At 66.5% G+C, this 17,110-nt stretch carries 16 protein-coding genes; 9 read left to right on the forward strand and 7 right to left on the reverse strand.

Translation table 11 applies throughout. From position 1 onward, the window contains the following. Positions 1 to 168 precede the first annotated feature (168 nt). The gene (glpX, locus tag GOPIP_RS23065) at positions 169 to 1,164 is read left to right on the forward strand and encodes a class II fructose-bisphosphatase (protein ID WP_014359458.1); all 996 of its coding nucleotides are present in this window, start codon (positions 169 to 171) and stop codon (positions 1,162 to 1,164) included. 30 nt (positions 1,165 to 1,194) lie between these two features. Then, positions 1,195 to 1,380, forward strand: a complete 186-nt coding sequence (locus tag GOPIP_RS23070; protein ID WP_006372244.1) for a hypothetical protein — start codon at positions 1,195 to 1,197, stop codon at positions 1,378 to 1,380. Positions 1,381 to 1,427: 47 nt separating this feature from the next. Here GOPIP_RS23070 and GOPIP_RS23075 read toward each other — a convergent pair whose 3' ends face one another. Beyond that, positions 1,428 to 1,796, reverse strand: a complete 369-nt coding sequence (locus GOPIP_RS23075) for a nuclear transport factor 2 family protein (protein WP_020171757.1) — start codon at positions 1,794 to 1,796, stop codon at positions 1,428 to 1,430. A gap of 70 nt (positions 1,797 to 1,866) precedes the next feature. On the opposite strand from GOPIP_RS23075, the gene GOPIP_RS23080 reads away from it, so the two are divergent. Together GOPIP_RS23080 and GOPIP_RS23085 are read left to right on the forward strand one after the other, a co-directional pair. Then, the gene (locus tag GOPIP_RS23080; RefSeq protein ID WP_006372246.1) at positions 1,867 to 2,730 is read left to right on the forward strand and encodes a LysR family transcriptional regulator; all 864 of its coding nucleotides are present in this window, start codon (positions 1,867 to 1,869) and stop codon (positions 2,728 to 2,730) included. A gap of 22 nt (positions 2,731 to 2,752) precedes the next feature. After that, positions 2,753 to 4,453 carry a fumarate hydratase gene (locus tag GOPIP_RS23085; RefSeq protein ID WP_006372247.1) on the forward strand — a complete coding sequence of 567 codons (1,701 nt, stop codon included), beginning with the start codon at positions 2,753 to 2,755 and terminating at the stop codon, positions 4,451 to 4,453. 42 nt (positions 4,454 to 4,495) lie between these two features. On the opposite strand, the gene GOPIP_RS23090 is transcribed toward GOPIP_RS23085, so the two are convergent. Then, positions 4,496 to 5,446 carry a type IV toxin-antitoxin system AbiEi family antitoxin domain-containing protein gene (locus tag GOPIP_RS23090; protein ID WP_006372248.1) on the reverse strand — a complete coding sequence of 317 codons (951 nt, stop codon included), beginning with the start codon at positions 5,444 to 5,446 and terminating at the stop codon, positions 4,496 to 4,498. 222 nt (positions 5,447 to 5,668) lie between these two features. Here GOPIP_RS23090 and GOPIP_RS23095 point away from each other — a divergent pair, with 222 nt between their 5' ends. Continuing rightward, on the forward strand, positions 5,669 to 7,069 hold the full coding sequence (locus tag GOPIP_RS23095) for a class II fumarate hydratase (RefSeq protein ID WP_006372249.1): 1,401 nt from the start codon (positions 5,669 to 5,671) through the stop codon (positions 7,067 to 7,069). 42 nt (positions 7,070 to 7,111) lie between these two features. Then, the gene (locus GOPIP_RS23100) at positions 7,112 to 7,846 is read left to right on the forward strand and encodes a PIG-L deacetylase family protein (RefSeq protein WP_006372250.1); all 735 of its coding nucleotides are present in this window, start codon (positions 7,112 to 7,114) and stop codon (positions 7,844 to 7,846) included. Between the two features lie 86 nt (positions 7,847 to 7,932). Here the strand turns inward: GOPIP_RS23100 and GOPIP_RS23105 are convergent, their stop codons facing one another. Continuing rightward, entirely contained in the window at positions 7,933 to 8,931 is a 999-nt protein-coding gene (locus tag GOPIP_RS23105) for a L,D-transpeptidase family protein (RefSeq protein ID WP_035728778.1), read from the reverse strand. Between the two features lie 194 nt (positions 8,932 to 9,125). Between GOPIP_RS23105 and GOPIP_RS23110 the strand changes: the two genes are divergently transcribed. The 3 genes from GOPIP_RS23110 to GOPIP_RS23120 all read left to right on the forward strand — a co-directional run bounded on the left by GOPIP_RS23110 (position 9,126) and on the right by GOPIP_RS23120 (position 13,012). Then, positions 9,126 to 10,085, forward strand: coding sequence for a phosphotriesterase family protein (locus tag GOPIP_RS23110; protein ID WP_006372252.1), 960 nt, complete (start codon positions 9,126 to 9,128; stop codon positions 10,083 to 10,085). A gap of 10 nt (positions 10,086 to 10,095) precedes the next feature. Next, the gene (locus GOPIP_RS23115; protein WP_006372253.1) at positions 10,096 to 11,613 is read left to right on the forward strand and encodes a class I adenylate-forming enzyme family protein; all 1,518 of its coding nucleotides are present in this window, start codon (positions 10,096 to 10,098) and stop codon (positions 11,611 to 11,613) included. Positions 11,614 to 11,761: 148 nt separating this feature from the next. Then, a complete protein-coding gene (locus GOPIP_RS23120; RefSeq protein ID WP_006372254.1) occupies positions 11,762 to 13,012 on the forward strand; it encodes an MCE family protein in 1,251 nt (416 codons plus the stop codon). A gap of 6 nt (positions 13,013 to 13,018) precedes the next feature. Here the strand turns inward: GOPIP_RS23120 and GOPIP_RS23125 are convergent, their stop codons facing one another. The 4 genes from GOPIP_RS23125 to GOPIP_RS23140 all read right to left on the reverse strand — a co-directional run bounded on the left by GOPIP_RS23125 (position 13,019) and on the right by GOPIP_RS23140 (position 17,086). After that, complete coding sequence (locus tag GOPIP_RS23125; RefSeq protein ID WP_020674412.1) at positions 13,019 to 13,708, reverse strand: TetR/AcrR family transcriptional regulator; 690 nt, start codon at positions 13,706 to 13,708, stop codon at positions 13,019 to 13,021. Positions 13,709 to 13,820: 112 nt separating this feature from the next. After that, positions 13,821 to 14,879 carry a phosphotransferase family protein gene (locus GOPIP_RS23130; RefSeq protein WP_006372256.1) on the reverse strand — a complete coding sequence of 353 codons (1,059 nt, stop codon included), beginning with the start codon at positions 14,877 to 14,879 and terminating at the stop codon, positions 13,821 to 13,823. 59 nt (positions 14,880 to 14,938) lie between these two features. Further along, positions 14,939 to 16,207, reverse strand: a complete 1,269-nt coding sequence (locus GOPIP_RS23135) for an acyl-CoA dehydrogenase family protein (protein WP_006372257.1) — start codon at positions 16,205 to 16,207, stop codon at positions 14,939 to 14,941. Positions 16,208 to 16,264: 57 nt separating this feature from the next. Further along, the gene (locus tag GOPIP_RS23140; protein WP_006372258.1) at positions 16,265 to 17,086 is read right to left on the reverse strand and encodes an SDR family oxidoreductase; all 822 of its coding nucleotides are present in this window, start codon (positions 17,084 to 17,086) and stop codon (positions 16,265 to 16,267) included. Between the last annotated feature and the right edge of the window lie 24 nt (positions 17,087 to 17,110).

Below are 17,110 nucleotides of genomic sequence, written 5' to 3' on the forward strand. Positions count from 1 at the left end.
GGGGCTCAGTATTCCAGCCGACACACGCCGTTCGGCAAATCGCCCATCCGCCGTTTACCGGCCGCACGCAACCGCACGGATCGATCACACCGGGCGGTGACCAGCGCATCGAGGTGACATGCGAGGATGGAGGGCAGTCGCACCGCCGCACGCCGAGGAGTCCAAGACATGACCGAAGCCACCCCCCAGGCCCCTGACCGCAACCTCGCGATGGAGTTGGTGCGAGTCACCGAGGCCGCCGCGTTGGCAGCCGGACGCTGGGTGGGTCGTGGCGACAAGAAGGGCGGCGATGGTGCCGCCGTCGACGCGATGCGTGAGCTGCTCTCGACGGTGTCGATGCGCGGCGTCGTGGTGATCGGTGAGGGCGAGAAGGATGAAGCCCCGATGCTGTTCAACGGCGAAGAGGTCGGCGACGGCAGCGGACCCGACTGCGACGTCGCGGTCGACCCCATCGACGGGACCACCCTGATGGCCGAGGGCCGCCCCAACTCGATCGCGGTGATCGCGGTGTCCGAGCGCGGCACCATGTACGACCCGTCGGCGGTGTTCTACATGGACAAGATCGCCGTGGGGCCGGAGGCCAAGGGCGCCATCAACATCGACGAATCGGTGGAGTGGAACATCAACTCGGTCGCCAAGGCCAAGGGCATCGACGTCGCCGACCTGACCGTCGTCGTGCTCGACCGGCCGCGCCACGCCGATCTGATCGGCGAGATCCGACAGGCCGGCGCCAAGATCCGCCTCATCTCCGACGGCGACGTCGCGGGGTCGATCGCCGCTGCGGGCGACTACAGCACCGTCGACATGCTGATGGGTGTCGGTGGTACCCCCGAGGGCATCATCACCGCTGTCGCGATGAAGTGCATGGGCGGCGAGATCCAGGGCAAGCTCTGGCCGCGCAACGAGGAAGAGCGCAAGAAGGCACTCGACGCCGGCCACGATCTCGACCGTGTGCTCGGCACCAACGATCTGGTCAGCGGTGAGAACTCGTTCTTCTGCGCGACCGGCGTCACCAACGGCGACATGCTGCGCGGCGTCACCTACCGACCCGGCGGCGCCACCACGCGTTCGCTGGTCATGCGCTCCAAGTCGGGCACCATTCGCCGGATCGAGGCCGTCCACAAGACCGCCAAGCTCCGCGAGTACGCACGCCTGAGCATCTGAGTCCTCGCGAGGAGCACCCGGACGACACACGTGGTTCTGTACGCAACCGAGCCGGCGGCCGCCGACGGTGAGCCGGCCCTGCCGGCCTGGACGGCGGTGAGCACGGAGGAGTGCGATTCAGCCATCGAGGCACGCTGGCGAACCGAGGGACACCGCATAGCCGAGCTTCTCGCTGCTGAGATCGGCGACTACGCCGACATCGAACACTGCGTCTGAAAGCGCACCGGCCCCAGTTCGGGCCGGTGCGCCACTACCCCTGAGGCTCAACCGTTTCCGAGTGGCCGCGGATCGAAGGTGACCCGGATGCGGGTGATCAGTCCGTCCTCGACATGGCTCCAGTTGGCGGTCGGCAACGTGGCGCCGTCCTTGGTCACCAGGTCGAACCAGGTGATGACGTCGTCGCCGTCGGCCACTCGGGCGTGCAGGACGAGGTCATCCATGATCGATTCGGCCATGCCCCGCAGTCCGGCGAGGCAGGCGTCGGCGCCGTCGGCGACACCCATGACGCCGACGAAGCTCACGTCGGGGGCGAGCACCGACCGCAACCGGTCGAAATCTCTTGTGCGCCAAGCATCGAAGTAGGTCTCGGCGACGGTACGGGTGGTCTCGGTGGTGGAGATCATCTCTGTCATGACTCCATGGTGGAGTCCGAGAGTCCATCCGTCCAACAGATCTTTCGGATAGCATCTATCATTTTCAGCAATGGAACTGCATCAGTTGCGATACGTGACCGCGGTCGTCGACGCCGGCACGTTCACCGCCGGCGCGCAGACCGTGCGTGTCAGCCAGTCCGGGGTGTCCACCCAGATCGCGAAGCTCGAACGCGAACTGGGCGTGACACTCTTCGATCGCACATCGCGGCGGGTGTCGCTCACCGCGGAGGGCCGCACACTGCTGCCGGTGATTCGCCAGGCCCTGACCGGCATCGACGCCGTCACCGACACGGCCAACGCGATCCGCGGTGTGATGACCGGATCGCTGCGTGTCGGAGCCGTCACCGGACTGACGTGGGATCCGCTCGTCGACGCCCTGGCGGTGATGCACGACAGTCACCCGGGGATCGACGTCCGACTGATCGAGGGTCTCTCCGACGACCTGATGCGCGCGGTGCGCGACGGCGGGCTCGACGTCGCCGTTGCCGGATGGGCGGGCGACGCACCGGCCGACCTGCTCACCCGCGTCATCGTCGAGGATGCGTTGTGCGCGGTCCTCGCCCCCGATCATCCGTGGGCGTCGTCGACGACCCTGGACACCGCGCAACTGTTGACCGCCGATCTGATCTCCCTACCGGTCGGTACCGGGGCACGCACCGCACTCGATGCCGCAGCTGCTCGTATCGGGATGACCGCAACCCCACGCTGGGAGGTGACGACGCCCGCCCAGGTGAGCCTGCTGGCCCGACGCGGCATCGGCGTCGGTGCACTCAGCGAGAACACCGCGGCCGGCTTCGACGGCATCGTCGCGGTGCCCCTGGCCGACGCCGCAGCCCGCTCGAGTCTCGGGGTCGTCTCGCGTCGCGATCCGTCGGCGGCTGCGCAGGCGTTCCGCTCCCTGCTCCGGCTCTGAGGTGCCGCGCTAGGATTTCCGCGTGAGCAAACCAGCCCTTGCTCCGGAGTTCCGCTATGCCGACTTGCTGCCCTCCGGCGCCGATGACACCCCGTATCGACTGATCACCACCGAGGGGGTCTCGACCTTCACCGCCGACGGTCAGACCTTCCTCAGAGTCTCCCCCGAGGCGTTGCAGCGGCTGACCGCCGAGGCGATGCACGACATCAGCCACTATCTGCGGCCCGCGCACCTCGCGCAGTTGCGCAAGATCATCGACGATCCGGAGTCCTCGGGCAACGACCGCTTCGTCGCGCTCGACCTGCTCAAGAACGTCAACATCTCCGCCGGCGGCGTGCTACCGATGTGCCAGGACACAGGTACCGCGATCGTCATGGGCAAGAAGTCCGAGGGGGTGCTCACCGGGGTCACCGACGGTGAGTGGATCTCACGCGGTGTCTATGACGCCTACACCAAGCTCAATCTGCGGTATTCGCAGCTGGCACCGCTGACCACTTACGACGAGAAGAACACGGGCACCAATCTGCCTGCGCAGGTGGAGATCTACTCCACCGAGCAGGGACCGAAGGGCCCCGAATACAAGTTCCTGTTCATGGCGAAGGGTGGCGGTAGCGCCAACAAGTCGTTCCTGTTCCAGGAGACCAAGGCCATCCTCAATCCCAAGCGGCTGCTGGAGTTCCTGGACGAGAAGATCCGCTCGCTCGGCACCGCAGCCTGCCCGCCGTATCACCTCGCGGTGGTCATCGGCGGAACCTCCGCCGAATTCGCCTTGAAAACGGCGAAATACGCCTCGGCTCACTATCTCGACACCCTGCCCACCGAGGGATCGATGTCCGCCCACGGCTTCCGGGATGTGGAATTGGAGGAGGAGGTTTTCAAGCTCACCCAATCCTTCGGCATCGGAGCACAATTCGGCGGCAAATATTTCTGTCACGACGTCCGCGTCGTCCGGCTGCCGCGCCACGGCGCCTCCTGTCCGGTCGCGATCGCGGTGTCGTGTTCGGCGGACCGCCAGGCATTGGGCAAGATCACCGCCGACGGTGTGTTCCTCGAGCAGCTCGAAACCGATCCCGCACAGTACATGCCGGACGCCGGCGTCGCCGAGGACATCGAGGGCGGCGCTGTCGTCGACGTCGACCTGAACCGCCCGATGAGCGAAATTCTGGCGGAGCTGTCCAAATATCCTGTCAAGACCCGACTTTCGCTCACCGGCCCGCTCGTCGTCGCCCGTGACATTGCGCATGCCAAGATCGCCGAGCGCCTCGACGCAGGTGAACCGATGCCGCAGTACCTGCGCGATCACCCCGTCTACTACGCCGGACCGGCGAAGACCCCGGAGGGTATGGCCTCGGGCTCATTCGGACCGACCACGGCCGGCCGCATGGACTCCTACGTCGAGAAATTCCAGGCGGCGGGCGGCTCGATGGTCATGCTGGCCAAGGGCAACCGCTCCAAGCAGGTCACCAATGCCTGTGCGGCACATGGTGGTTTCTATCTCGGCTCGATCGGTGGACCGGCCGCACGGCTCGCGCTCGATTGCATCAGGAGCCAGGAGGTCATCGAGTATCCCGAGCTCGGTATGGAAGCCGTCTGGAAGATCGAGGTGGAGAACTTCCCGGCGTTCATCGTCGTCGACGACAAGGGCAACGACTTCTTCACCGACCCGGGCGGCGCGGTGACCGTCCCGCTGGGTGGGGTGCGCATCCGGTCGAAGGAGCGCTGAGCGGGCTCACGCCGTAGATCGATGCCACCATGTGACACCGATCTACGGCGATGACGGACATGCCGGGCATCCGGCGACGGTTCCCCGCCATCCACGGTCGCGCAGCGCGCGGGCGATCTTCGTCGCTGTGGCACACGGACGTTCGTACACCTGTCCCCATCCCAGACGAAGCGTCAGCCGATCGCCGTGAACCGCGGCGTCGAGGTCACGTTCGAGGTCGCGGTCGCGTGCCACCGGACCGTCGTGACCGAGTCGGCCGTCGAGTTCGACGACGAGACCGAAGTCGACGTACTCCACATCGCGCAGGCCCCGACGTCCCACGGTGGTCGGCGCCTGCCGGATCGGCGCAGGAAGACCATGGGCCCGTTCGACTTTCGTCAGGTATCCGTGCTCGAGAACCGAACACGTGCCGTCCCGTACATCACGGAGAACGCCCTCGACGAACCGTCGGTGCGCGATCCGTGGCCGGCGGCGCAGCGCCGCGAGCAGGCGGTCTGCGGTGGTTCGGCGAGCCTGCACCGCATCTGCCAGGCAGGCGACGACGCGCGCCGACGACGACGCATCGACGACATCGAGCACGGCCTCCTCGATACGCAGGCGCGGGGGACGCGCATGCCAGAGCACCCTGTCGTCCAGCCGAGACCCGTAGTGGACGACCACACCCTGGCGTCTGGTCACCCGGCGTTGTCGGTCTACGACGATGTGCACCGGCTGGGTCGGCGCCACGTCGCCGTCGAGTATCGCCGATGAGTGACTCAGGGCCGCCGGAAACGCGTCGAGTACCGCACTCCACTGGCGCTGTCGTGCAGTCAGTGGCCCGGTGTGATCGACATAGACGCCGGGGAACACCGTCGCCCATTCCCGGCGCCGCACCATGCGGCGGACGAAGGCTGCGGAGAATCCACAGTCGATCACCTGCCCGCGGGTGATGACACCGTCCTGCGACGCGAGCAGGTCGTCGAGACGAGCCGTGTCGGGCGCAGCAACAGTCATGGCGCACAGTGTGACCGCTCGACGGCGCCGTTGGTCGCCCGCGAGGAGGATCTGTGGACAACTCGGTCGAGACCACCACTTGTGCCGTACTTTCGTGTCACCCAGTGACACCGAAGTACGGCATGGTCTGTCGACGGGCCTGCGCGCCGGGCTGCACACGCGACGAGTAGCGTGAATTGAGGTAGTCCTAACTCGCCGTCGACCATCGGAGGACGCAGCACCATGACCGAGCAGCAGTACCGCATCGAGCACGACACCATGGGCGAGGTCAAAGTCCCCGTCGACGCGCTGTGGCGGGCCCAGACCCAGCGCGCCGTCGAGAACTTCCCGATCAGCCACCGCCCACTCGAGCGCACCCAGATCCGGGCGATGGGACTGCTCAAGGCGGCGTGCGCGCAGGTCAACAAGGATCTCGGGCTACTCGATGCGGCGAAGGCCGACGCCATCATCGCCGCGGCCAAGGAGATCGCCGACGGCCGCCACGACGACCAGTTCCCCATCGATGTCTTCCAGACCGGCTCGGGCACCAGCTCCAACATGAACACCAACGAGGTCATCGCCTCGATCGCCAAGGCGGCCGGCGTCGAGGTCCATCCCAACGACCACGTCAACATGTCGCAGTCGTCCAACGACACCTTTCCGACCGCCACCCACGTCGCCGCCACCGAGGCCGCGGTCAGCGATCTGATCCCGGCGCTCGACCATCTCCGGCTGGCCCTGTTGGAGAAGTCGAACGAGTGGCGTGAGGTCGTCAAGAGCGGTCGCACCCACCTGATGGATGCGGTACCGGTGACCCTGGGCCAGGAGTTCGGCGGTTATGCCCGCCAGGTCGAGGCCGGTATCGAACGCATCACCTCGACACTCCCCCGGGTCGGCGAACTGCCGATCGGCGGAACGGCCGTCGGCACCGGACTCAACGCGCCGGCCGGCTTCGGCACCAAGGTCGTCGCCGAACTGCGCAAGCTCACCGACGTCGACGCCCTCTCACTCGCCAAGGACAACTTCGAGGCGCAGGCCGCCCGGGACGGGCTGGTCGAACTGTCGGGTCAGCTGAAGACGGTCGCGGTGTCGCTGACCAAGATCGCCAACGACGTCCGCTGGATGGGGTCGGGCCCACTCACCGGCCTCGGCGAAATCCAGCTGCCCGATCTGCAGCCCGGCAGCTCGATCATGCCCGGCAAGGTCAATCCCGTTCTGCCCGAGGCGGTCACCCAGGTCGCCGCACAGGTCGTCGGCAACGACGCCGCGGTCACCTGGGGTGGCGGCAACGGCGCCTTCGAGCTGAACGTGTACATCCCGATGATGGCGCGCAACGTGCTGGAGTCGCTCAAGTTGCTGGCCAACGTGTCCCGGCTGTTCGCCGACCGCTGCATCTCCGGCCTCGTCGCCCACGAGGAGCGTCTCAGGACGCTTGCCGAGAGTTCTCCGTCGATCGTCACCCCGCTCAACTCGGCGATCGGGTACGAGGAGGCGGCCGCGGTCGCCAAACAAGCCCTCAAGGAGGGCAAGACGATTCGGCAGACCGTCATCGACCGTGGCCTCATCGGCGACAAGCTCAGCGAGGCCGAGCTCGACAAGCGGCTCGACGTGCTGAAGATGGCGAATCTCGACCGCGAACGCTGATCGGCGACGAATCTCCCTCGGAGCGCACTACGGTCTTCAGAGATGGGCGACGCAACGACGACCGAGCAGAGCACCGGCGACCTCGCCGACTTCCCGACCCGGTGGCACACCGGTCTGGCGTTGGTCGCCCACCCAGACGATCCCGAATACGGGATGTCCGCCGCGGTGGCGCGATGGGTCGGCGAGGGCAAGCGCATCGTCTACGCGCTGGCCTCCAGCGGCGAGAAAGGCATCGCGGGGATGGACCCGGACGAGGCCGGTCCACTGCGTGAGCAGGAGCAACGCGAAGCCGCATCCATCGTCGGGGTCGACGAGGTGGAATTCTGGGGCTTCCCCGACAGCGACATCGCCAACAGTGAGGCCCTGCGCGCCCGGATCACCGAGACGATCATGGCCGTCGACCCCGACGTGATCATCTCGCTCTTCGGTGGCGACCACTGGGCACCCGGCGCGCCCAACCAACGCGACCACATCGAGTTCGCCGCTGCGGTCGTCGACGCCTACGACGCGCTCCTACCGCGCGCACATCAGCGGTGGCTGTTCGAGAACGGTCCGAACGCCAGCCATGCCGTCGAGGTCGGCGACGAGGTCGAGGTTGCAGTGAGATCCCTTGCCGCGCATCGGAGGTATCTGGAGGTCCTCGACCCCGACACTCCGGTCGACGAGCAGGCCCGCGCCCAGATCGAGAAGGTCACCGCGCCCAGGGAGGATTTCGGGGGCCGACGTGCGGTCGCTTTCACACTGGTGCGCGACGGTGACACCGACCCCGACCATTGACCACTGACCACTGACCACTGACACGGCTACGCCGCCGATCCCACATGGATCGACGGCGTCGCCTCGTCACCTCACGGATGTGGTTGTCAGCCACCGACTCCCAGCATCGACGGCAGGATGCCGACGAGTTGATTGAGCAACTGGGTCAGGGCATTGTCGTCGAGGAGTCCACTCGTGGTGCCCGACTGCGGGGTTCCCGACTGCGGGGTTCCTGATTGGGGGGTTCCCGACTGGGGCGTTGATTGCGGTGTGGTCGACTGCGGTGTCGTCAGCGCCGGCGCATTACCCGTGGGCGCAGCCTGATTGACACCGATGGCGATCTTCGGGCTCTTGGCGGGATCCAGCCAGGTCAAGATGTTGCGCAGCACATCCTTGTCGATCGCCACACAACCCATCGTCGGCTCGCCGGTACTGGCATGCAGGAAGATCGCCGACGCCTTGCCGGGGATGCGCTGCGGATTGGACGCGATGTTGACCGCGTAGTCGTACGCGGGTCCGGCGTCGTAGAGGTTCTCACTGTCCCCGCCGGGACTCTGCGCCTGGTGCACGTGCGTGTTGTAGGTGGGTGACTTCATGTTGGAGTCCCACCAATCCTGCTGTGTCACCTGGAAATACGGCATCTTGGTGCCGGGATTGGCCAGCCGCCCGAAGGCCTGGTCGAGCGCGAAGGTGCCTTGCGGGGTGCGGTAGACGTTGTCGGCGGGCTCGCCCATTCCCACCTCCCCCAGGAACGCCTGGGTCGGCCCGAACACCGGCTTCCAGCTACCACTGGCGGAGTCGCGTTCGAACGCCGTGAGCGTCGCCTTCTGGTCACTCGCCTTGGGTGCGGTCACCACGATCAGCTGACTTGTCTGACTCGACTGCGTCCCACCGCCGGACGAGCCGGTCCCGGAGAGAGTGTCGAGGACTTTGTCGAGTTCGGGGATGCCGGTCTGCGGAATGCTGATGCCGCCGGGCAGCGTCGCACCGGGAGTGGCCGGCGTGGTCGGGGTCGTCGGCGTGGTCGATGGGGCGGCAGTCGCGATGCCGGCACCACCGGCGAAAGCGGCCAGCACCGCAATCACCATTAGTCCCAAAAACCTCATTCGCCTCATCAATAACTTCTGCACCACACCAGTGTGGCAAAAGGCAAGAGGCGATGAGTCTCGCGATGGTCACGGTGCGGCATGGATCCGATCACCACCCCCTCCTTGAATCTGAACTCACCCTCAACTAGGGTCCTTCCAGTGATGCAGACCACAGTGCATCACCGGATCTCGCTCGCATCGAAGGGAAGCGCATGTCCACCGTCACCACCGTCACCGGTCCGATCTCCTCGGACGACCTCGGTCGCACCCTCATCCACGAACACGTCTTCGTCGTCGGCGAGGAGTATCGGCTCAACTATCAGGACGACTGGGACGAAGAGCGCAAGATCGACGAGGCCGTCCGCGACCTCAACGAACTCAAGTCCCTGGGCATCGACACCATCTTCGACCCGACGGTCCTCGGTCTCGGTCGGTACATCCCCCGCATCCAGAAGATCGCCGAGCAGGTCGACCTCAACATCGTCGTCGCGACCGGGCTCTACACCTACAACGAGATCCCCTTCCAGTTCCATTACACCGGCCCGGGCTTGCTCTTCGACGTCGACGAACCGCTCGTCACCTATTTCGTGCGCGATCTCACCGAGGGCATCGCCGACACCGGCGTGCGCGCGGCGTTCTTGAAGTGCGCCATCGAGGAACAGGGGCTCACCCCGGGCGTCGAGCGGGTGATGCGCGCGGTCGGACAGGCCAGTGTTGCCACCGGTGCGCCCATCACCGTGCACACCAATCCGCACACCGAATCCGGACTCGTCGCCCAGCGCGTTCTCGCCGAGGAGGGTGCCGATCTGAGCAAGGTCGTCATCGGACACTCCGGAGACAGCACCGACCTCGATTATCTGATGAAGATCGCCGACGCCGGGTCGATCCTGGGCATGGATCGGTTCGGGCTCGATGTCTTGTTGCCCTTCGACGATCGCATCAACACCATCGTCGAACTGTGCAAACGCGGATACGCCGACCGCATCGGTCTCGCGCACGACGCCGCATGCTTCATCGACTGGTTCGATCCCGAGGCCAAGAAGCAGGCGGTGCCCAAGTGGAATTACCGCCACATCAGCGAAGACGTCCTACCGACCCTGCGTGAACGCGGAGTCTCCGACGAGCAGATCACCACGATGCTCGTCGAGATCCCCCGCCGTTACTTCGAGTGAGAGCCACCTCATGAACACCCCTGTCGCAGCCAACCCTGTTGCCGCACTGTGGAACAACGCCGAGCAGCATCCCGATCGCATCGCGGTACGCAGCGGGCCGCGAGCGCTGACCTACGCCGACCTTCGGGCCCGCATCGCCCTGGCCGCGGCCCGATTCGCCGCCGCCGGGGTGGCGCCCGGGGACCGCGTCCTGCTCATCGCACCGACCATCCCCGAATTCCCGATCGTCTACTACGGTCTGCACACCCTCGGCGCCACCGTCATCACCATGAACGTGATGTCGACGGTTCCCGAGATCGATTACGTCGTCGACGATTCGGGCACGACGATGATCGTCGCCTGGCAGGACTGTGCGACCAATGCCCGCGCGGTCGCCGAGCAGCGCGGGCTGCCCTTCGCCGAGATCCGGCCCTTCGAGGAAGATGCCACCGAGATCGACGGCGTGACAACGTATGTCGAGCGTGACGAGCACGAGACCGCGGTGATACTCTACACCTCCGGCACCACCGGCAAACCCAAGGGCGCACAGCTGAGCATCGCGAACGTCAACGCCGCACCACAGGCGTTCCGCGACCCATTGCGCCTGCACGACACCGAGCGATGGGCCACCGCGTTACCCTTGTTCCACTGTTTCGGTCAAGTGGTCGTCATGCACGGCGCACTCACCTGGGCGGGCACGTTGTCGCTGATGAGCCCCTTCACAGCGACCGAGTTCATGGATCGCCTGCGCGACGAGCACATCACGATCGCGTGCGGGGTGCCCACCATGTGGAACGCCATGCTGCAGGTCACCGGGGGCTACACCCCAGGCGATTTCGCCGACCTACGACTGGCCTGCTCGGGCGGCGCCTCTCTTCCCGGTGAGGTGATCCGCGTCTTCGAGGAGCGGTTCGGCTGCTCCATCCTCGAGGGCTACGGCCTCACCGAGACCGCGGGCACCGCCACCTTCCGCAATCTCGACGGTCCGCCCAAGGTGGGGACCGTGGGGACAGCGCTGCCCGGCTTCCGGATCGAGATCCGCGACCCCGACGGCACCGTCCTGCCCGCCGACGAGGTCGGCGAGATCTTCATCAGCGGCCCGACGGTGATGACCGGCTACTGGAATCGGCCCGACGCCACCGCGGCCGAGCTCGTCGACGGATGGCTGCGCACCGGTGATCTGGGCTCGATGGACGCCGACGGCGACGTCCGCATCGTCGATCGCGCCAAAGACCTCATCATCCGCGGCGGCTACAACGTGTATCCCCGTGAGGTCGAGGAGGTCCTCTACACCCACCCCGACATCGTCGAGGTTGCCGTCATCGGGGTACCCGACGACCATTACGGCGAGGAGATCGCCGCGGTCGTCGCGGTGCGCCCGGGTGCCACGATCGAGCAGGACGCGTTGCGCGAGTGGGCAAAGGAACGCCTGTCGGCCTACAAGGTGCCGCGCATCGTGCACGTCGTCGACGAACTCCCCAAGGGGGCAACCGGCAAGATCCTCAAGCGGGCCATCGACCGCGCACCGTTGGCCTCGGTTCCGCACTGATCACGGACCCACCACCGCGCTATGTCGCCCGTCATAGTGGAGGCTCATCGCGGCGTTGACCACAGAGACCTGGCTGCCGAACCTTACCCCCGAGTAATGTTCGACCGGCCTCGCGAGAACGCGAGGCGGAAGGGTCGGGTCCTCACACATGCCACCGCTGAGTCGGATTGCGCGACTTCAGATCACCGCGATCGTCGTCCTCGGACTGGTGGTCAGTGTGGTGGCGGGGATCTGGCTGGTCCACGTGAACCGCGTCGTCGGTGTCGGGGTCTACACGGTGACCGCACATCTCCCCGATTCCGGGGGCATCTTCACCAATGCCGAGGTCACCTACCTCGGCATACCGGTCGGCCGCGTCGGGCCGCTACATCTCACGCGCGACGGCGTCGACGTCGAACTCCAGCTGGACTCGGGAGCGGCGAAGGTCCCGGCGTCGGCAATGGCGGTCGTCGCCAACCGATCCGCGATCGGCGAACAGTTCATCGACCTCCAGCCGACCCGCGGCGATGACGATGCGCACCTCCACGACGGGTCCACGATCACGAGGTCCTCGGTGCCACCACCCCTCGATGAGGTGGTGGCCTCCACCGTGCGACTCGCGCAATCGATACCACTCGACGACCTGCACACCGTGATCACCGAACTCGGGAAAGCGCTGAACGGACAAAGCGACAACCTGTCCCGGCTCGTCGACTCGTTGTCGACGCTGGCCGCCGACGGTGCCGACAATCTACCCGCGACGATCGGATTGATTCGCGACGCGAATTCGGTACTGGCCACCCAGGCCGACCAGTCCGACGCCATTCTCACCTGGTCACATGGGCTCGACGTCCTCACGGCGACGCTGTCGGCATCCGATCCCGACCTGCGCCGCCTGCTGACCACCGGGAACGCCTCGGCCAGTCGGCTCTCAGAACTGGTGCAGCGCAACGGTGGTGATGCCGCAAAGGTTGTCCACGACCTGGCGTCGGTGACGCGTACGCTCCGACCTGCCACCTACACCACATCTTTGACGTTCGCGATGCTGTCCAACATCTCGGCCGGCAGCCACTCCACCGCCCCCGGCGACGGGCAGATCCATTTCGGTGTCGTGCTCGAGACGAACAACCCACCGGCGTGCACTCAGGGATACGAGGGCACCACCCGCATCATCGACGAGATGAAACGTGCGAACCCGGATTTCGACATCCGTTATGACGACTTCCCGTTCAACACCGGCGCCGGATGCACTGTCCCACAAGGCAATCCGACGGGCGTCCGCAGTGCGGCACGAACCATCTACGCCAATCCGAACACGCCGCAGCCGTGGGATTCGACACCCAAGAAGGACCCCGACCGCCTCGACCTGACCCCACTGGCCCGGCAACTGGCCGCGCTCATGGGCGTCCGGCCGGCCTGAGGGCGATCACCGCCGAGGCGGTCGGCGATCACCACTCCGTAGACCGATGGCGTTGGCCCACAACCGGGTTGCGGTGAACACCATCTGGTCCAGATCGGCGTTGTCGCCGAGTGCGAAGGCCTGATAGGCCATCCGCGAGACCATGCCCGAGAGCGCGCTCGCCGCCGCCAGCGGGTCGAGTTCGGGATCGGCGAGGCCGCGGTCCTGAAGATCCTTGATGTGCCTGGCATTTCGGGTGGCGAACACGAGCCCACGCTGACGCCGCTTCTCACGGAACTCCGGGATGTTGGCGGTCACCTGCTCGAGAACGAGCCGTAACCTGGCGTTTCGCTTGTACGCCTCGAAGTACGCGCGGTTGGCGGCCTCGAGCACCGCATAAGGATCCTCGTGCGGATCGGTCTCGACGTGCGGGAGCCCGGGATGCAGCATGTCCTCGTGGGCGAGCGCGAGGACGGCGTCGAGCACCTCTTCCTTGCTGTCGAAATAGGTGTAGAAGGTTCCCGTCGAGCACTTCGCCTCGGCCGTGATGTCGGTGAGTCTCGCGTCGGAGAAGCCGTCGCGCTCGAAAATCCTTCGCGCGGCGGCGATCAGGGCGGCGCGGGTGCGCTCGCCGCGCGCGGTCACCGGCGGGGCCTTGTCGCCGTCGGTCACCGCCAGCGGGGGTAGTGGCTGCTCCCCCACCTGCTGTGTCCCCACCGGCTGTGTCCCCACCGGCTGTGTCCCCACCGGCTGTGTCTCCAACGGCTGTGTCCCCACCGCGCGCGAATCACGTGCAGTCATTCCGACATCTTCTCACCCGTGCCCGCTCTCATCCGAGTCCGGCCGCGTCGGCGACGGCGATGGCCCGCGCGACCAGACTGTCGATCACCTCGTCGGTGGGGACGCCGGCAGCGGCTCGGTTCGCCGGATTGTCCCGCGCACGGCGGAGCACGCCCTCGGCGATGATCGCGACCTTCCACAGTCCGAGTGCGTGCCAGAACTGCAGGGCTCTCGCGTCGCGGCCGGTGCGGTCGAGGTACATCTCGGCGAGCTCGTCGCGGGTCGGGAACCCCTCGAGCAACTCCACCGGCGCGGCACTGAGCGGCGGTTCACCGGCCGCCGGCCAGTACGCCAGGGTGCTCCCGATGTCGGCGAGTGGATCACCCAGGGTCGACAACTCCCAATCCAGTGCCGCCCGTACCGTTCCGCTGTCCGGATCGATCATGACGTTGCGAATGTGGAAGTCCCCATGGACCAGTCGGGTCTCCTGCTGGTCGGGTGCACTCGCCGTCAGTCGTCGGGTCAACTCGTCCAGCGCCGGGATCTCACGGGTCTTCGACTTCTCCCACTGCGCGCTCCACCTCTTGAGTTGGCGTGCCGCGTAGGGCGTGTGGCTCGCCAGGTCGGCCAAACCGGCCTGCTCGATGTCCACGTCGTGGATGCGGGCGAGGGTGTCGATCATCGACTCCCCCACCGCCCGCCGTATCGCGGGCGAGAGCGCCTGCGCCGCCGGGAGCCGGTCCAGGACGACACCGTCCACGAACTCCATCACCACCAGCGGAACAGGACTCACCGACTCGTCGGCGCACACACCGAGGACGGCCGGAACCGCGACGTCGGTCGGGGCCAGCGCAGCGAGGATGCGCGCCTCACGCGCCACGTCATGCGCCGAGGCCAGCAGGGTGCCGACCGGCGGACGACGCAGCACCCATCGGCCATCGGCGTCATCGGTGAGGAGATAGGTGAGATTCGACTGACCGAATCCGACGCGCGTACACCGCACCGTGCCGGCCCACTCGATACCCGCTCCGCGCAGCCAGCCGAGCAGGGCGACGGGATCGACCTCGGCGATCTCCGCCAGATCCCCCACCACGTCGGTCTCACTCATTACCCGCTCCCCACTCGATCACCGGACTCTCTTGCGCTGCAACGGCTTCCCGCCTTCGATCAGTACCGGGCCGAGAGCGCGTCGTCGGACACGCCGGCCACCGTCTCCGGCACCGTGGCGGCTTCCCGGTAACTGCGCAACTCGCGGCGGGCGATCGCGCGCTTGTGTACCTCGTCGGGACCGTCGGCCAGGCGCAGCGTGCGCAGGTGCGCGTAGGCCATGGCCAGCGGGAAGTCGTCGGTGACACCGGCACCTCCGTGGACCTGGATGGCGCGGTCGATGATCTTGAGCGCCATGTTGGGTGCAGCCACCTTGATGGCGGCGATCTCGGTCGCCGCGGCCTTGTTGCCGACGGTGTCCATCATGTACGCGGCCTTGAGGGTCAGCAGCCGCACCATTTCGATGTCGATGCGCGCCTCGGCGATCCAGTCCTGGATGTTGGCGCGGTCGGCCAGTGGCTGTCCGAACGTCGAGCGTGCGGCCGCTCGCCGACACATGAGTTCCAGTGCCCGCTCGGCCATCCCGATGGTGCGCATGCAGTGATGGATGCGGCCCGGCCCCAGACGCGCCTGTGCGATCGCGAATCCCTCACCCTCTCCTTTGAGGACGTCGGTCGCGGGCACCCGGACGTTCTCGAACACCAACTCGCCGTGGCTCTCCCGGTCGACGTAGCCGAAGACCGGCAGGTTGCGCAGGATGGTGAGACCTTCTGCGTCGGTGGGCACCACCATCATCGACTGCTGTCGATGGGTGGGGGCGGTGGGATCGGTCTTGCCCATCACGATGAGTACCTTGCAGTCGGGCCGCACCGCGTTGGAGGCGAACCACTTTCGTCCGTTGAGGACGTACTCGTCGCCGTCACGGACCATCTGCAACTCGATGTTGGTCGCGTCGGAGCTGGCGACCGCGGGCTCGGTCATCGCGAATGCCGAGGCGATCTCTCCGTCGAGCAGGGGCTTGAGGTAGCGCTGCTTGTGTTCGTCGGTGCCGAAGAGGGTCAGTACCTCGATGTTGCCGGTGTCGGGGGCGTTGCAGTTGAACACCTCCGGCGCCCAACCGACCCGTCCCATGATCTCGGCGAGATGCGCGTACTCCAGGTTCGACAGCCCCGGCCCCCATTCGGCGTAGGGGTGGAACAGATTCCACAATCCTTCGGCCTTGGCCTTCGCCTTGAGTTCGATCAGGATGTCCGGGGTGGCATGGGGATTGGCCGACTCCCACATCTGCTGGTCGTAGACGGCCTCGTTGGGATAGACGTAGGTGTCCATGAAGGCCAGCAGCTTCTGCCGGTATTCCTCGGCGCGCGGTGATGGCTCGAACAATGTCATGGTTGTCTCCTCGATGAGAGCGGTTGTGGTCTCGACGGATTCGCCGACGGTGGCGCTTCAGGCGTCCTGCGGTGCGAGCAACGCGGCCTGATAGCGCCGCATGCCGCGCAGCCACCTGTCGTAGTCGGCGCCCTTCTGTCGGTACATCTCGAGTACCTCCGGATGCGGCAGGATCAGGAAACGCTCATCGGCGATCGCCGCCAGCACGAGGTCGGCGACCTCCTCGGGGGTGATCACCGCGCCGGCGGTCTCGACCGCTCGTTGCATCAGGCGCTCGCCGTCGGTGTCCGGCGCATGGTCGGGACGCAGCAGCTTGGTGTCGACGCCCATCGGGCACAGACAACTGACGCGTATGCCGGCGTCGCCGTAGGTGGCGCTGAGCCACTCGGCGAACCCGACCGCCGCATGCTTGGTCACCGAGTAGGTCGCCGACCCCAGTTGGGTGAGCAAGCCGGCCGCCGACGCAGTGCTGACGAAGTATCCGCGGCCGCGTTCGCTCCACTCGGGCACGAGCCGACGCGCGGCGCGTACGTGTGCCATCAGGTTCACGTCGATGACGGTGTCCCAGTCGTCGTCGGTGACATCCAGACCCGCCGCACCGCCGATTCCGGCGTTGGCGAAATACAGATCAACGGGGCCGAAATGCTCACCGGCCGTGGCGAGCACGTCGTCGATGTGCGCGTTGTCCGAAGCGTCGCCGGCCAGCGCAATCGCCTGGCCACCGGCTTCGATGATCGCCTCGGCGGTGCGCGCGACGGCGTCGGAATCGAGGTCGGTCAGCACCACGCGGACGCCGGCAACGCTCAGCGCGCGGGCGATCGCGCCACCGATGCCGCCGCCGGCACCGGTGACCACGGCAACTGTGTTCTGGATCTCCATGCCCCGACCGTACTTGAACCCGGT

Source organism: Gordonia polyisoprenivorans NBRC 16320 = JCM 10675 (assembly GCF_000241325.1).
Classification (GTDB): Bacteria; Actinomycetota; Actinomycetes; order Mycobacteriales; family Mycobacteriaceae; genus Gordonia; species Gordonia polyisoprenivorans.

Coding starts and splice junctions, on each gene's coding strand:
- GOPIP_RS23135 (WP_006372257.1), bottom strand. CDS start 16,207: ATGACATTGTTCGAGCCATCACCGCGCGCCGAGGAATACCGGCAGAAG.
- GOPIP_RS23115 (WP_006372253.1), top strand. CDS start 10,096: ATGAACACCCCTGTCGCAGCCAACCCTGTTGCCGCACTGTGGAACAAC.
- GOPIP_RS23140 (WP_006372258.1), bottom strand. CDS start 17,086: ATGGAGATCCAGAACACAGTTGCCGTGGTCACCGGTGCCGGCGGCGGC.
- GOPIP_RS23130 (WP_006372256.1), bottom strand. CDS start 14,879: ATGAGTGAGACCGACGTGGTGGGGGATCTGGCGGAGATCGCCGAGGTC.
- GOPIP_RS23090 (WP_006372248.1), bottom strand. CDS start 5,446: ATGACTGTTGCTGCGCCCGACACGGCTCGTCTCGACGACCTGCTCGCG.
- glpX (WP_014359458.1), top strand. CDS start 169: ATGACCGAAGCCACCCCCCAGGCCCCTGACCGCAACCTCGCGATGGAG.
- GOPIP_RS23095 (WP_006372249.1), top strand. CDS start 5,669: ATGACCGAGCAGCAGTACCGCATCGAGCACGACACCATGGGCGAGGTC.
- GOPIP_RS23105 (WP_035728778.1), bottom strand. CDS start 8,931: ATGAGGTTTTTGGGACTAATGGTGATTGCGGTGCTGGCCGCTTTCGCC.
- GOPIP_RS23100 (WP_006372250.1), top strand. CDS start 7,112: ATGGGCGACGCAACGACGACCGAGCAGAGCACCGGCGACCTCGCCGAC.
- GOPIP_RS23120 (WP_006372254.1), top strand. CDS start 11,762: ATGCCACCGCTGAGTCGGATTGCGCGACTTCAGATCACCGCGATCGTC.
- GOPIP_RS23080 (WP_006372246.1), top strand. CDS start 1,867: ATGGAACTGCATCAGTTGCGATACGTGACCGCGGTCGTCGACGCCGGC.
- GOPIP_RS23110 (WP_006372252.1), top strand. CDS start 9,126: ATGTCCACCGTCACCACCGTCACCGGTCCGATCTCCTCGGACGACCTC.
- GOPIP_RS23075 (WP_020171757.1), bottom strand. CDS start 1,796: ATGACAGAGATGATCTCCACCACCGAGACCACCCGTACCGTCGCCGAG.